The organism is Mesorhizobium sp. B2-1-8 (assembly GCF_006442545.2).
Classification (GTDB): domain Bacteria; phylum Pseudomonadota; class Alphaproteobacteria; order Rhizobiales; family Rhizobiaceae; genus Mesorhizobium.
Map to the genome: position 1 here is coordinate 1,758,640 of NZ_CP083952.1, position 14,073 is coordinate 1,772,712.

Consider the following 14,073-nt stretch of genomic DNA (forward strand, 5'->3'; position numbering starts at 1 on the left):
CGGAGCGCGTGTGCGCTTCTTCGATGGATGCGCGACGCCGAAGGCCGCGACCCGGAGAAGACGATGAGCGATATCCGCTTCCATAAAAACGATCTGCCTGACCTCTCCCGCTACGATGTCGCGGCAGTGGCCATCGATACGGAAACGCTCGGCCTCAACCCACACCGTGACCGGCTCTGCGTGGTGCAGATTTCGCCTGGCGACGGCAGCGCCGATGTCATCCAGATCGCGCCGGGCCAGAAGAAGGCGCCGAACCTTGTCAGCCTGTTGAGGAACCGCACCATCACCAAGCTGTTCCACTACGGTCGCTTCGATCTCGCCGTGCTCTACAACGCGTTTGGCGTAATGTCCGAGCCGGTGTTCTGCACCAAGATCGCCTCACGGCTGACGCGCACCTACACCGACCGGCATGGGCTGAAGGACATCTGCTTCGAGCTTCTCGGCGTCGGCCTGTCCAAGGCGCAGCAATCGTCGGATTGGGCGGCCGAAACGCTGTCGCCCGAGCAGCTCGAATATGCGGCCTCGGACGTGCTCTATCTGCATCGGTTGCGCGACGTGCTGGCCGGGCGGCTGGCGCGCGAGGGGCGCACCAAGGAGGCGGACGCCTGTTTCCGCTTCCTGCCGACACGGGCCAAGCTTGACCTGATGGGCTGGGACGAAGAGGATATCTTCGCTCACAGCTGATGGCCCTCGTGGCGATCAACCGGCTGGAAGAAGGGGATGAGATGGCGGACAGAAAGCCGATATCGACCGCGCCGACCGACGGCTCCAAGGTCACCGTCACCTGGAAGGACAGTGATGGCGTCCTCAATGAATCCATAGCGCAATACCGCGACGGCGGCTGGTGGGTCTACACCGACAGCCACACGCAAAAGAAGGTCGAGCCGACCAGCTGGCGGCCCACCGCCGGCGACGACGACCAGTGAGCGCGCCCGCTGGCGAGGCTGGGGGCTTTCGCATAGGCTGAAGCCGTTGATATCGGGGCCGATTCGGACCCTTCCGCTCCGCACGCGCTCTTGCTCGGGGGAAACTGCTATGGGTGCCGAAAGCCTTCTCGTCTTCATCATCATTGGTGCCATCGCCGGCTGGCTCGCCGGTCTTATCGTTTCGGGTTTCGGCTTCGGGCTGATCGGCAACATTATCGTCGGCATCGTCGGCGCGTTCATCGCCGGCTGGCTGTTCCCGCGGATCGGCTTCTCCATCGGCGGCGGCATCATCGCCTCCATCATCCACGCAACGATCGGCGCCATCATCCTTTTGGTGCTGGTCAAGGTCCTGAAACGAGCCTGAGGCTCGGCACGGCAAAAGGCGCGCCATGAAGCAGAACACGCTCTATCTCATCATTGGCGGGCTCATCGTCGTGGTCATCGCGCTGGGCGTCTACGTCTATCGCGAGCAGACCAGGCCGAAAGGCGTCGAACTCAAAATCGACGACAAGGGCATTTCGATCCAGCAGAACTGAGCCTACGCCCGACTGGCATGTCGTTTGATTCTCCGGATGGCGGGCAGCCTTTGATCGACAAGCGCGAGGGCAAGGTCGGCCCGAAATCCAGGGGCTGTGCGGGGGTTCGTCCGTGGTCGAGGTCTGCAAGACGGATCTTCCAATGCCCGAGCTCGGTGGGGGTTGCATGACGATACCTCCCGTCGCATTCAGGGCCAGCCAAGCCGTTCGGGCAGCGCTTTCGGCTATGGGACGCACCGAGGATCTGCGCTTTTCGCCCGACAACCGGCTGCTGGCGATCGCGGCCTTCGCGCGCAAACGCTGCCTGCTCCTGCGTATCGATGTCGAGATGCGGCCTGATGGTCCTGACGTCACCATCCATGATTTCATGGAACTGAGATCGGACGGCATAGGCGAGGTCCATGGCCTCGATTTCATCGATGACAAGACCCTGGTGGTTGCCAACCGCGATGGGCAGCTTGCGATATTTGCCCTGCCCATGGAAAGCATGGCGGGCCAGCATCGGGAGATCACCGCGCTTCGGCGGATCGACGGCAAGCCTTTCTGCAAACTCAGGACACCGGGCTCGGTCGTCGTCCGGCGCGAGTCCGGCGGCCGCGTCAGCCTGCTGGTCTGCAACAACTACACGCATCTGGTCACCCGGCACGTGGCTATCCGCTGGCCGGGCCATCGGACAGTCAGGAACCAGCCATTGCTCAGGAACGGCCTCGACATACCCGACGGGATCGCAATCAGCCATGACGGCAAATGGATTGCCGTCAGCAGCCATGGCACGAGGGACGTGAAGCTTTACCGGATGTCCTCATCGCTTGGGCCGAAGAGCGAGCCTGTCGGCATCCTGCAAGATGCCGGCTTTCCACATGGCCTGCGCTTCACCAGGGATGACCGGCAAGTCCTCGTGGCCGATGCCGGCAGCCCGGCGGTGCATGTCTATGAATGCGGCGACGGCTGGACCGGGCGACGCGGCCCTGTGCGTTCGGTCGGCGTGCTCGACGAGGAGACCTTTCTGCGGGGCAGGGCCAGTGTCGAGGAAGGCGGCCCGAAGGGTCTCGACATCGACCGTTCGAACAGTGTCGTTGCGGTCACCTGCGAGGAGCAGGCGCTGGCCTTCTATCCGCTGGCGTCGATTGTCGGAAAGACAATGTCGGGGATCGAGCCAGGCGTGGCGCATCCTTAAGCGCCTGATCGAGCGGAACAAGGCACCAGAAAGTGGCCATGCCTACTTCCGCGACCTGGCAGCAAAGGCCTTCATCCCCTTCTTGATTGCCCTGTGCGCCTCATCGGCATCCTGCCAGCCTTTGAACTTGATGGTTTTGCCGGTCCCAAGCACCGACGACAGAAAGAACTGTTCGATCTCGCGCCTGAGACGCTCGGGCACATGGTCCGCAGCCACCGGCTCGTCCGCAGCGTCTTCCCGGTGAGGACAGAAGACGTAACGGTCGTTGCGCAGGGCCTCGCCGCCCTGATCCTTCTGCTTGACCCGCAGCGCACCCAAAAGGTCGCATTTGATGACGGTGCCGGAACCCGTGGCGGCCTGATGGATGACAAGTCCATCCAGGGGATCGCCATCGTCCCCCAATGTGGAGGGAATAAACCCCCAATCGTAGGGGTACGTCATTCCGACCGGCAAAGGGCGGACATAGCCGAATACCTGGGTAGCCGGCTCATAGGCTACCTTGGCCGCTGCACCGCGCGGGGTTTCGATGACGACTCTGACAAGGCCCTTCGTCGTCGTCGGCAGCTTGAGATAGTCGGGCATGAGGTGCCTCTGTCGCGTTCCGGCTGGTCCGGGATTGGAACTCCAAGGCGCAATGAATGTTCCGAGGAACAGGCCGAGGAGGTTCCAGGAGATGACAAAGGCTTCTTTGCACTTGCTCAAGGGCGTGGGTTATTTGATTTCAACTCTGAGCGTTGTGCTGCTGGCCATCGTCAGTTGGTCAAGCGCTTCCAAAAGCCCGCTGCTGACCACCTGTCTGCTTGTCGGCGCGGCGACGTCGATTGCCGGCATGTTCTGCCGATGGCTGACCTATGAGATCGAAAAACGCAGGGAAGACAATAAGGGCGCTCGTTGGGATCACCAGGTGACGGGAGAAGAGGATTAACAAATTCCTAACGGATTTCAACGGTTTGGCCGGAGGCCTGCTTAACCCGCCCTTAAATCGCCGCATCTACTCTTCAACCCAAGCGCCATTGGCACCGGGGACATCAAGCGCAGCGCATGGCGAACCGCAGAGACAGTCGCATCGAGCCCAGCTTCGAAGGGCCGCCACGAGCGAGATCCCAGACGGGTCTTTCGGTGAGCGAGGAGGACCGCGTCGTGCCGACCAATCGCAAAGCCTCCGCCAAACGCAAATCATCGAAGGGGAAATCGTCGCGGGGGAGGCGCGGCGGAAGCGGACGCGGCCTGTTCGGCGTGCTCGGCCGGCTGGTCTACTGGTGCTTCGTGCTCGCCATATGGGGCGGCATCGCGGTGGCGGGCGTCGTCATCTACTACGGCGCCAAGATGCCCGCGGCCACGACCTGGTCGATCCCCGACCGTGCACCCAACATCAAGATCGTCTCGGCCGACGGGCAGTTGCTGGCCAATCGCGGCATGAGCGGCGGTGAAGCCGTCGGCCTGCACGAAATGTCGCCTTATATTCCCGAGGCGGTGATCGCCATCGAGGACCGCCGTTTCTATTCGCATTTCGGCGTCGATCCTATCGGCCTGTCGCGCGCCATGGTGACCAACCTCATCGGCGGGCACTTCTCGCAAGGTGGTTCGACGCTGACGCAGCAATTGGCGAAGAACCTGTTCCTGAAGCCTGACCGCACGCTGGAACGCAAGGTGCAGGAGGTGCTGCTGGCGCTGTGGCTGGAGCACAAGCACACCAAGGACCAGATCCTCGAAATGTACCTCAACCGGGTCTATTTCGGCTCCGGCGCCTATGGTGTCGAGGCGGCCTCGCGGCGTTATTTCGGCAAGAGCGCGCGCGACGTCACTCTGTCGGAAGCCGCACTCCTGGCTGGCCTGCTGAAGGCACCGTCGCGGCTGTCGCCGGCGCGCGATCCCAAGGCCGCCGAAGAGCGCTCGCAACTGGTGCTCGCAGCGATGCGCGAGGAGGGCAAGATCAGCGAGAAGGAACTGAAGACGGCGCTCAGCGCGCCGGCGACGCGCTCGCCATCCTACTGGACCGGCTCGGAAAACTATGTCGCCGACACCATCATGGAAGAACTGCCCGACCTGATCGGCGACGTGCGCGGCGATATCGTCATCGACTCCACCGTCGACCTGAACCTGCAGAAACTCGCCGAACAGTCGATCCGCCGGCTGATCGACGACAGCGGCAAGAAGCTCAACGTCACCCAGGGCGCGCTGGTGTCGATCGACGATTCCGGCGCGGTGCGCGCCATGGTCGGCGGCTATGATTATTCGACCAGCCAGTTCGACCGCGCCTCGGAGGCGCGCCGGCAGCCAGGCTCCGCGTTTAAGCCGTTCGTCTACATGGCTGCGCTCGAGGCCGGCCGCACGCCCGATAGCATCCGCAACGATGCGCCGATCAAGATCGGCAACTGGACGCCGGACAATTACGGCGGCAAGTACTTTGGCAAGGTCACCCTGGCGACGGCGCTGGCCAAATCGCTGAACTCGGTTGCGGCGCAATTGACCATGGAGGTCGGGCCGAACGCGGTGGTCGAAGCCGCGCACCGCATGGGCATCCAGTCCGATTTGCAGGCCAATACCTCGATCGCGCTCGGCACGTCGGAAGTGACGCCGCTGGAACTGACCTCGGCCTATGTGCCTTTCGCCAATGGCGGTTACAAGCCCGATATCCATTTCATCCGCCGCATCACGACCGCCGAGGGTAAGGTGCTTTACGACGCCGCCGGCGGCGCCGCGCCACGTGTCGTAAAACCCGAGATCGTCGGCATGATGAACTCGATGATGACCGGCACGGTCGAGATCGGCACCGCCAAGAAGGCGGCCTTCGCCTGGCCGTCGGCCGGCAAGACCGGCACCAGCCAGAATTCGCGCGACGCCTGGTTCGTCGGCTACACCGCCAATCTCACCACCGGCGTGTGGTTCGGCAATGACGACGGCACGGCGATGAAGAAGGTCACCGGCGGTGCGTTGCCGGCACAGGCCTGGCATGAATTCATGGTCGCCGCGCATGAGGGCGTGCCGGTGCGGCCGCTGCCCGGCACCTGGAAGTCGACGCCGGCGGACACGATAGTACCCGACGACATTCCCTCGGCAGACAACAACCAGCCGGCACCGGTTCCATCGGCGTCGGTTGGCCAGCAAGCGCCGGCCGCGCAAGCGGCAGCACCAGCGACGCCAGCGCCGGTCCGTGCGGCGCGGCCTGCCCAGACCGTCGATGCCGATGGCTTCAACATGCCGGCGGATGGCGGCACCACCGCTTCGGTCGGGCATCCGGTGCCGCCAGGCAGCGTCGGCGGTCCGCTCAAGAAGCGGCAGACCTCGATCCTGGATATTCTTGGCGGCGGCTGAGCAACCGGCTAGCGGCGTCAATCCGCCTCTCGCCACCCCGGCTGCGTTCGGCTACATGTCCAGCCCGGAGACCGCGACATGACCGAAACCGACACCAGAAAGACCATCGTGCTGACCGGCGCCAGCCGCGGTATCGGCCATGCCACGGTCAAACGCTTTTCGCGCGAGGGCTGGCGCGTCATCACCTGTTCGCGCCAGGCCTTCGCCGAGGACTGCCCGTGGCCGGCCGGTCCCGAGGACCACATCAAGGTCGATCTCGCCGATCAGGAAGATGTCGGTATTGCGGTGTCCGAGATCCGTCATCGGCTCGAAGCGCATGGCGGGCAGTTGCACGCGCTGGTCAACAATGCCGGCATTTCGCCCAAGCTCGGGGATGGCAACAGCCGCATGGACTCGATCGACACGCCGATGCATGTCTGGCGCGACGTGTTCCAGGTCAATTTCTTCGCGCCGATCATGCTGGCGCGCGGCCTGTTCAAGGAATTGGCGGCGGCCAAGGGCTCGATCGTCAACGTGACGTCGATCGCCGGCACCCGCGTGCATCCCTTCGCCGGCACTGCCTATGCGACGTCGAAGGCGGCGCTCGGCTCGCTGACACGCGAGATGGCGCATGACTTCGGCCCGCACGGCATCCGCGTCAACGCCATCGCGCCGGGCGAGATCGATACCGCGATCCTATCGCCGGGCACGGAAAAGATCGTCGAGACCATCCCACTGCGGCGCCTGGGCACCACGGCGGAGGTCGCCGACATCATCTTTTTCCTCTGCTCAGGTCAGGCGTCCTACGTCACGGGCTCGGAAATCCACATCAATGGCGGCCAGCACGTTTGAACTGGTCGACTTCAGGCTGGGGCCGGCTCAACTGCCGATTGTGAGAACGGCCTTGCCGCTGATGCCGCGCTGGCGCAGTGCGTCCAGGGCCTGTCCGATGTCCGTCCATGGCACGGTCAAGGCGATGCGGGTATCCAGCCGGCCGGCGACGGCCAGGTCGAGCAGCGTGGCGATATCGGCGCCGATGGCCGAACCGGACGCGTAGTAGGCGAACGTCTGAAGCCTCGCCCCTTCGTGACCCGGAACGAACTGACGGAACCCAACCGGCGTGAGTTCGCCACTGCTCGAACCGAACATGACGATTGTGCCGCCAGGGGCGACGCGTTCGATGGCGTGTGCGAGGCTCTTGCCGCCGACCGACTCGGTGATCAGCGAAAACGGTCCCTCGGCGAACTCGATCGACTCGACGATCCGATCGGCGCCCAGTCCACGCAGCTCCTCGTGGTGCCGGGCGGCGGCGATGGCCGTCACCGACGCGCCTTGCTCGCGGGCGATCTGGATCTGGAAGCGACCGACGGCACCGCTTGCACCGGTGATCAGGATCTTTAGGCCGGCTAGGTCACCGCCATGGCGCAAGGTCCTGAGCGCCGTCGTGCCCGCCACCGGAAGCGTAGCTGCCGAGACGAAGCTGACCTCATCCGGCAGGACGGCGAGACGGTCGGTTGAAACGGCGACCCGTTCGGCCCAGCCTGCCTGGTCGACCAGAGCCGCGACCCGGGTGCCAGCGGCCGGCCCGGACCCATCGGCGGCCGCGCGTTCGACAATCCCAACGATATCCTGGCCGGGTATCCAGCCGTTCGAGCGGATGGTCAGCAGGCGCAGTTCCCCCCGATTCAACGAGCTTGCGTGCACCGAGACGAGCGCCTCGTCCTCAAGGGGCCGAGGTTCTTCCACCTCGGCGAGCCTCAATCCCGTGGCGCTGTCGGAAGATATGACTAAGGCGAGCATGGTTACGGACCTTCTTGCTGGAGGCCGGAACTTTATCGGCCTCCCCGCTTGAAGAATTTAGCTATCCTGGCATTTAATCGCTAAAAGCAGTCAATCATGAGACAGCCTCTTCGCTACCCATGGCCCAATTTCGATGTCGATGACGTGCTGGCGCCGGCCATCGCCGTGCGTGTCGACGTCACCGAGACCAGAGCGGAGGTACCCGCCCATTGGCACCGCAAGGGCCAGCTCGTCTTTGCGCTCGGAGGCGGCGTCACATGCCGCGTTCCGAGCGGCTTGTGGATGGTGCCGCCGCATTGCGGGGTATGGATCCCCGGCGCCATGGAGCACAGCAACATCGCGACGGCCAATGCCCGGATATTCTTCGTCTACATCGAGCCGGGAGCCGCCGAATTGCCGGACCGGTGCTGCACGCTTTCGATCTCGCCGCTGCTGCGCGAACTGATCGTCGAGCTGTCCGACAGCGTGCTGGACGATCAGGCAAGGGATGATCTCTTGACCAGGACCCTGCTTGCAGAACTGCCGCGCATGCCTGTCCAGCAGCTGCATCTGCCGATTTCATCCGAGCCGCGCTTGAGGCGGATCGCCGAGGCGCTGGCGCAAGACCCTGCCGATCGCAGTACGTTGGCACAATGGGCCAACCGCGTCGCGCTCAGCGAAAGCAGTCTGGCGCGTCTCATCGTCAAGGAGACTGGCTTGAGCTTCGGGCGCTGGCGCCAGCAATTGCACCTGATCGTCGCCATTCGGGAGCTGGCGTCCGGTGCCAGCGTGCAGCAAGTCTCGGGCGATCTCGGCTATGGCTCGGTTACTGCCTTCATCACCATGTTCAAGAAGGCGCTTGGCAAGCCCCCGGCAAAATACCTCGGCAGCGCCGCGCAAAACGGCGGTTCGGCATTCGTGGCATGATTGACCGGCCTGTGGGCACGTCGGCTCAGGCAGCGGACGGTTCCGCGACCCGCGGCTTGTGGCCAAGCACCTCTTCGACAATGCCGCGCGCGATCTCGCGTTCGCCCATGATCACGGTATCGGCGCCGAGCCCCTTCAGATGCTCGACCTCGGCGTCGGAATGGGCGCGGGCGATGACACTGATGTTGGGATTGGCAGTGCGTGCCCGCAGCACGATCTGGCCGGCCTCGAAGGCGTTGGGGATGGCAAGGCGATGGCGCGGCGACAAAATGCTGGACCGGCGACCGGGACGCCGCCGATCTGCTTGAGCCGGCTATGATATTCGCCTTGACGACCAATCCGTTGCTGGCGATCAGGCTGCCTGCAACAGCGCCTCGATCTCGGGGATGCCGTGGTTGGTCATGGTCTTCGGGATTTCGGCCGTCACCTTGTCAGCTACCTCCTTATGCAGCTTCTTGCGCATGGCGCCGAGCACCACTGGTGGGGCGACAAGCACAAGGCTGTCGAACTCGCCGTCATGGGCGAGTTTGTAGAGCCGGGCGGCAATCTCCTCGGCGAAGCGTTCCTTGCCTATGCGATGCCAGTCGGTATCCTCGACCGCGCTGCGGTGCATGGATGGGCCATCATTGTATCGGCCGGGGCTGTCGCTTCCCTGTTCGCGTGTGGGCGGGTTTTCCTGTTCAATCACCTGCACGACTTCAAGATTGGGAAACTTGGTGTCGCCGGCGTTCTTGAGCAGGAGCGCCTTTTCACCATCGGCCACCAGAACCCAAATGCCATGCTTCAGTTTGATCGTGTTCATGAGGACGCTCCTTGTTGCGTGGTGGCTATACCGGGAACGCGTTTCCGCCCGTCAACGTTCCAACCCCCGCCACGGACCGAATAGCGGTGCAGACCGGGCGCCGAACATGAAATCGTCATCAGACGACTTTAATCTACTAAATTGGTAGAAATTGGAAAAAACTGTTTTGCGGGACAGGTCGCAGGCAGCTAAAAGCGCCTGAAATCAAGGTCGATTTCGGCGACCCGGCCTGGCCAAAGGCATGGGCGTGGAATATTTTTCTCTTGCCCTTCGCGGTTGCGAAAAAGCGATTGCCTGCCATCACCGGATGCGCGAGTGCTTTGCTTCTGCTTTTTTTTGCCTGGGCGTAAAACTGCGAAACTGTTCCCGGATTGCTATTATCATGCCGCAAGCCACCACCAAGCTCAACGCCTTTCCCGTCTTCATGCGGGTCGAGGGCGAAGCCGTGGCCATTGTCGGCGGGGGCGAGGAGGCTCTGGCCAAGGCGCGGCTGATCGCCCAGTCGAGTGCCGTTCTGCACATCATCGCCAGCGATGCCGAGCCGGAGCTGTTGACCTTCATCGCCGAAACCGGCGCGAACCATGTGGCCCGCGCGTATGATGCCTCGCAACTCGAAGGCGCCGTGATGGTGTTCGCCGCCAGCGGCGACGAGGCGCTCGATCGGCGCGTAGCCGCCGACGCGCGCCGGCTGGGCATTCCGGTCAATGCCGTCGACCGGCCGGACCTCTGCGATTTCTTCACCCCGGCGCTGGTCAACCGCGCACCAGTCGCCATTGCCATCGGCACCGAAGGTGCGGGTCCGGTGCTGGCGCAGATGCTGCGCGGCCGCATAGACCGCATGCTGTCGCCGTCGCTTGGCGCGCTGGCGGCGCTTGCCGCGTCGTTCCGCAATGCCGCCGAGAGATTGCCCAGGGGCAATGTGCGCCGCCGTTTCTGGAGTGACTTCTTCGGCGGAGCGCCAGCGCGCGCCATCGAGGCCGGCGATTTTTCGCAGGCGCACGAAGCCGCCACCGATCTGCTGTTGTCCGACGCGCCCGTTCGCGGCCACATCGCCCTGGTGGGCGCCGGTCCCGGCGCCGAGGATCTCCTCACGCTGCGGGCGCATCGCCTGCTGATGGAGGCCGACGTCATCGTCCATGACGCGCTGGTGCCGGAGGCGGTCGTCGCCATGGGGCGCCGCGATGCCGAGCGCCTGCCGGTGGGAAAGCGCAAGGGCTGCCATACCAAGAGCCAGGCCGAAATCAACGCGCTGCTGGTGGAGCTTGGCCGTGAGGGCAAGCGCGTCGTGCGGCTGAAGTCGGGCGATCCGCTGGTGTTCGGCCGCGCCGGCGAGGAGATGGCGGCGCTTCGCGATGCCGGCATCGCCTATGAGGTGGTTCCGGGCGTCACCGCGGCCTTCGCCGCTGCCGCAGATTTCGAACTGCCATTGACGCTGCGCGGTGTGTCCTCCTCGATGGTGTTCACCACCGGCCACGATCTCAAGGGCAATTCGTTGCCAGACTGGGCCAAGCTCGCCATTTCCGGCGCCACCGTCGCCGTCTACATGGGCCGCTCGGTCGCGGCCGAAGTCGCCGGCCGGCTGATCGAGGCCGGCCTGTCGCCGGACACGGCGGTCGCCGTGGTCGAGAATGCCAGCCTGACCAATCGCCGACGCTTCCACGGAACGCTTGCCGACCTGCCGTCGCTGGAAGCGCGCGCCGATCTGTCGGGCCCGGTCATGACCATCATCGGCGACGCCGTCGCCGGTGCCAATTTCGAGCGATCCGAGCCGCTCGCGGCACACAGGCATGAGAGTGCGCCCGTAGCGGCCGCCGAGGGAGTCCAGCCATGAAGATACTGACCGCCAATCGCCTCGGCGACGGCATTGCCGTCTGGTACGCCGACGGCGGCTGGGCCGAAACGGTGGACCATGCGGACCTTGCCCACGACAAGGCGGCAGAGGATCGGCTGGAGGCGATCGGCGCCAAGGCCCACGCCGACAATGAAGTGGTCGACGTCAATCTGATCGATGCGGAAGTCGTCGACGGCGTCGTCGAGCCGGTGCGGCTGCGCGAGAAGATCCGCGCCGCCGGTCCCACCATCCGCAACGATCTCGGCAAGCAGGCTGCGCGGCCAGCCTAGCCAGACACGGGCGGACGCGCCCTGAAAGACGAAGCATGTACCGTTACGATGAGTTCGACCACGATTTTGTCCAGGCCCGCGTCGCCGAGTTCAGTGACCAGGTCGAGCGCCGGCTGTCCGGCGAGATCACCGAGGACCAGTTCCGGCCGCTCAGGCTGATGAATGGCGTCTATCTGCAGCTGCACGCCTATATGCTGCGCATCGCCGTGCCCTATGGCACGCTGAACGGCAAGCAGCTGCGCATGCTCGGCCACATCGCCCGCAAATACGACAAGGGCTACGGCCACTTCACCACGCGCCAGAACATCCAGTTCAACTGGCCGGCGCTGTCGGATATTCCAGCGATCCTGGCGGACCTGGCCAGCGTGGAGATGCACGCCATCCAGACCAGCGGCAATTGCATCCGCAATGTCACCGCCGACCATTTTGCCGGGGCGGCCGCCGACGAGGTCGCCGATCCGCGTCCCTATGCGGAAATCCTGCGGCAATGGTCCTCGGTGCATCCGGAATTCTCTTTCCTGCCGCGCAAATTCAAGATCGCGGTGACGGGAGCCGAGCGCGACCGCGCCGCCATACAGACGCACGACATCGGCCTGCACCTGAAAAAGAACGCCGCCGGCGAGCTCGGCTTCGCCGTCTATGTCGGTGGCGGCCAGGGCCGCACGCCGATGGTGGCGCGCAAGATCCGCGACTTCCTGCCGGAGGCCGACCTTCTGTCCTACTGCACGGCGATCCTGCGCGTTTACAATCTCTATGGCCGCCGCGACAACAAGTACAAGGCGCGCATCAAGATCCTGGTCCACGAGACCGGCGCCGAGGAAATCACCCGCCAGGTCGAGGCCGAGTGGCAGGAGTTGAAGGACGCGGAGCTGAAGTTGCCGGAGGCGGACATCCGCGCCATCGAGGCCTATTTCGCCCCGCCGGCGCTGGCCGGGCGGCCGGACGGCGATGCGGCCGTCAAGCTGGCGCGGCTGGATTCCAAGGGCTTCTCGGACTGGCTCGACCAGAACGTGGTGACGCACCGCCACCCCGACTACGCGGCGGTTACGATCTCGCTCAAGGGTATCGGCGAGGTGCCGGGCGATGCGACCGACAGCCAGATGGAAGCGGTCGCCGACATCGCCGAGAAGTATGCCTTCGACGAACTTCGCGTCAGCCACGAGCAGAACCTCATCCTGCCGCATGTGGCGCGCGCCGACCTCAAGGCGGTCTATGACGCGCTGGTCGACATCGGGCTGGCGACGGCCAATTCCAACCTGATCTCGGACATCATCTCGTGCCCGGGCCTCGATTATTGCGCGCTGGCGACCGCGCGCTCGATCCCGATCGCACAGGAAATCTCGCGTCGCTTCGCCTCGCTGGAGCGGCAGCGCGAGATCGGCGAGCTGAAGTTGAAAATCTCGGGCTGCATCAATGCCTGCGGCCACCACCATGTCGGCCATATCGGCATCCTCGGTGTCGAGAAGAAGGGCTCCGAACTCTATCAGGTGACACTGGGCGGTTCGGCCGACGAGAACACTTCGGTCGGCGAGATCATCGGCCGCGGCTTCTCTTCGGAAGAAATCACCGATGCCATCGAGCAGATCGTCGACACCTATCTCGGCCTTCGGCTCAACCCGCAGGAAAAATTCATCGACGCCTACCGCCGTGTCGGTCCCGCGCCGTTCAAGGAGGCGCTCTATGCTGGCGAAGCCAAGGCCGCTTGACCATATCGTCGACGTCGATGACGGCATCGCCGCCAAGGCGGCGGGGTTAGACGCACTCTACGGTCATCTCAGCCCGATCGAGATCATTGAACGATCGGCCAAGGAACTGTTTCACGACGAGATCGCCGCCGTGTCTTCGTTCGGCGCGGATTCGGCGGTGCTGCTGCACATGATCGCCAAGATCGACCGCACGCTGCCGGTCATCTTCCTCGATACCGGCAAGCATTTCGAGGAGACGCTCGGCTATCGCGACGCGTTGGTCGCCGATTTCGGGCTGACCAACATCCGGGTGATCAAGCCCGACGAAGCGGCGCTCGAACGGATCGACCCGACCGGCAATCTGCACCAGAACAACACCGACGCCTGCTGCGACGTGCGCAAGGTCGAGCCGCTGGCACGTGGCATCGCACCCTTCCGCGCCTGGTTCACAGGCCGCAAGCGCTTCCAGGCCTCGACACGGGCGGCACTCCCTGTGTTCGAGGCGGTCGGCCCGCGCATCCGCATCAATCCGCTGGCGCACTGGACGACATCGGACCAGGCCGACTACATGCGCGCGCATGCGCTGCGCGAAAATCCACTGGTCGCCTACGGCTATCTGTCGATCGGCTGCTTTCCCTGCACGCAGCCGGTGCAGCCGGGCGAGGACGCGCGCAGCGGCCGCTGGGCCGGGCACGCCAAGACCGAGTGCGGCATTCACCTGTCGGGACTGGAAGTGTCGCTGACCGACGCATCACTGTAGGGTATGTTGCAATTCAGGTGAGGCCGGCCCTGCAAACGGCAGTTTCCTGCGCTTCCGCTGCTCGCG

16 protein-coding genes and 1 pseudogene are annotated in these 14,073 nt (G+C 64.2%); 13 read left to right on the forward strand and 4 right to left on the reverse strand.

Annotated features, from left to right (window positions below; genetic code table 11):
• The first annotated feature begins 63 nt into the window (after window positions 1-63).
• The 5 genes from FJ970_RS08620 to FJ970_RS08640 all read left to right on the forward strand — a co-directional run bounded on the left by FJ970_RS08620 (window position 64) and on the right by FJ970_RS08640 (window position 2,639).
• Complete coding sequence (locus tag FJ970_RS08620) at window positions 64-684, forward strand: ribonuclease D (protein WP_140756332.1); 621 nt, start codon at window positions 64-66, stop codon at window positions 682-684.
• A gap of 41 nt (window positions 685-725) precedes the next feature.
• Window positions 726-926: a hypothetical protein gene (locus tag FJ970_RS08625; protein ID WP_140756330.1), complete on the forward strand. Its 201-nt coding sequence runs from the start codon at window positions 726-728 to the stop codon at window positions 924-926.
• 109 nt (window positions 927-1,035) lie between these two features.
• Complete coding sequence (locus tag FJ970_RS08630) at window positions 1,036-1,290, forward strand: GlsB/YeaQ/YmgE family stress response membrane protein (protein WP_140756328.1); 255 nt, start codon at window positions 1,036-1,038, stop codon at window positions 1,288-1,290.
• Window positions 1,291-1,315: 25 nt separating this feature from the next.
• Window positions 1,316-1,462: a hypothetical protein gene (locus FJ970_RS08635; RefSeq protein ID WP_140756325.1), complete on the forward strand. Its 147-nt coding sequence runs from the start codon at window positions 1,316-1,318 to the stop codon at window positions 1,460-1,462.
• 166 nt (window positions 1,463-1,628) lie between these two features.
• Window positions 1,629-2,639 (forward strand): lactonase family protein, encoded by a 1,011-nt coding sequence (locus tag FJ970_RS08640; RefSeq protein WP_140756322.1) that lies wholly within the window; start codon window positions 1,629-1,631, stop codon window positions 2,637-2,639.
• Window positions 2,640-2,681: 42 nt separating this feature from the next.
• On the opposite strand, the gene FJ970_RS08645 is transcribed toward FJ970_RS08640, so the two are convergent.
• Complete coding sequence (locus FJ970_RS08645) at window positions 2,682-3,221, reverse strand: inorganic diphosphatase (RefSeq protein ID WP_140756320.1); 540 nt, start codon at window positions 3,219-3,221, stop codon at window positions 2,682-2,684.
• A gap of 91 nt (window positions 3,222-3,312) precedes the next feature.
• Here FJ970_RS08645 and FJ970_RS08650 point away from each other — a divergent pair, with 91 nt between their 5' ends.
• The 3 genes from FJ970_RS08650 to FJ970_RS08660 all read left to right on the forward strand — a co-directional run bounded on the left by FJ970_RS08650 (window position 3,313) and on the right by FJ970_RS08660 (window position 6,785).
• The gene (locus FJ970_RS08650) at window positions 3,313-3,564 is read left to right on the forward strand and encodes a hypothetical protein (protein ID WP_140756318.1); all 252 of its coding nucleotides are present in this window, start codon (window positions 3,313-3,315) and stop codon (window positions 3,562-3,564) included.
• A gap of 116 nt (window positions 3,565-3,680) precedes the next feature.
• On the forward strand, window positions 3,681-5,954 hold the full coding sequence (locus FJ970_RS08655) for a transglycosylase domain-containing protein (protein WP_140756316.1): 2,274 nt from the start codon (window positions 3,681-3,683) through the stop codon (window positions 5,952-5,954).
• Between the two features lie 78 nt (window positions 5,955-6,032).
• Entirely contained in the window at window positions 6,033-6,785 is a 753-nt protein-coding gene (locus FJ970_RS08660; protein WP_140756313.1) for an SDR family NAD(P)-dependent oxidoreductase, read from the forward strand.
• Between the two features lie 27 nt (window positions 6,786-6,812).
• Here the strand turns inward: FJ970_RS08660 and FJ970_RS08665 are convergent, their stop codons facing one another.
• On the reverse strand, window positions 6,813-7,733 hold the full coding sequence (locus tag FJ970_RS08665) for a zinc-binding dehydrogenase (RefSeq protein WP_140756310.1): 921 nt from the start codon (window positions 7,731-7,733) through the stop codon (window positions 6,813-6,815).
• A 96-nt stretch (window positions 7,734-7,829) separates the two neighbouring features.
• Between FJ970_RS08665 and FJ970_RS08670 the strand changes: the two genes are divergently transcribed.
• Window positions 7,830-8,639, forward strand: coding sequence for an AraC family transcriptional regulator (locus tag FJ970_RS08670; protein ID WP_140756308.1), 810 nt, complete (start codon window positions 7,830-7,832; stop codon window positions 8,637-8,639).
• A 25-nt stretch (window positions 8,640-8,664) separates the two neighbouring features.
• Here FJ970_RS08670 and FJ970_RS08675 read toward each other — a convergent pair.
• Window positions 8,665-8,889: pseudogene (locus tag FJ970_RS08675) on the reverse strand (NAD-binding protein); the annotation flags it as partial.
• 102 nt (window positions 8,890-8,991) lie between these two features.
• Window positions 8,992-9,441, reverse strand: coding sequence for a host attachment protein (locus tag FJ970_RS08680; protein ID WP_140756306.1), 450 nt, complete (start codon window positions 9,439-9,441; stop codon window positions 8,992-8,994).
• A gap of 382 nt (window positions 9,442-9,823) precedes the next feature.
• Between FJ970_RS08680 and cysG the strand changes: the two genes are divergently transcribed.
• From cysG to FJ970_RS08700, 4 genes are read left to right on the forward strand one after another with little or no spacing between them, the layout of a single operon-like run.
• Entirely contained in the window at window positions 9,824-11,272 is a 1,449-nt protein-coding gene (gene cysG, locus FJ970_RS08685; RefSeq protein WP_140756304.1) for a siroheme synthase CysG, read from the forward strand.
• On the forward strand, window positions 11,269-11,562 hold the full coding sequence (locus tag FJ970_RS08690) for a DUF2849 domain-containing protein (RefSeq protein WP_140756302.1): 294 nt from the start codon (window positions 11,269-11,271) through the stop codon (window positions 11,560-11,562). Before cysG ends, FJ970_RS08690 begins: the two co-directional genes overlap by 4 nt.
• 35 nt (window positions 11,563-11,597) lie before the next feature.
• Entirely contained in the window at window positions 11,598-13,268 is a 1,671-nt protein-coding gene (locus FJ970_RS08695) for a nitrite/sulfite reductase (protein ID WP_140756300.1), read from the forward strand.
• Entirely contained in the window at window positions 13,243-14,007 is a 765-nt protein-coding gene (locus tag FJ970_RS08700) for a phosphoadenylyl-sulfate reductase (protein ID WP_140756298.1), read from the forward strand. Before FJ970_RS08695 ends, FJ970_RS08700 begins: the two co-directional genes overlap by 26 nt.
• Window positions 14,008-14,073: the final 66 nt, after the last annotated feature.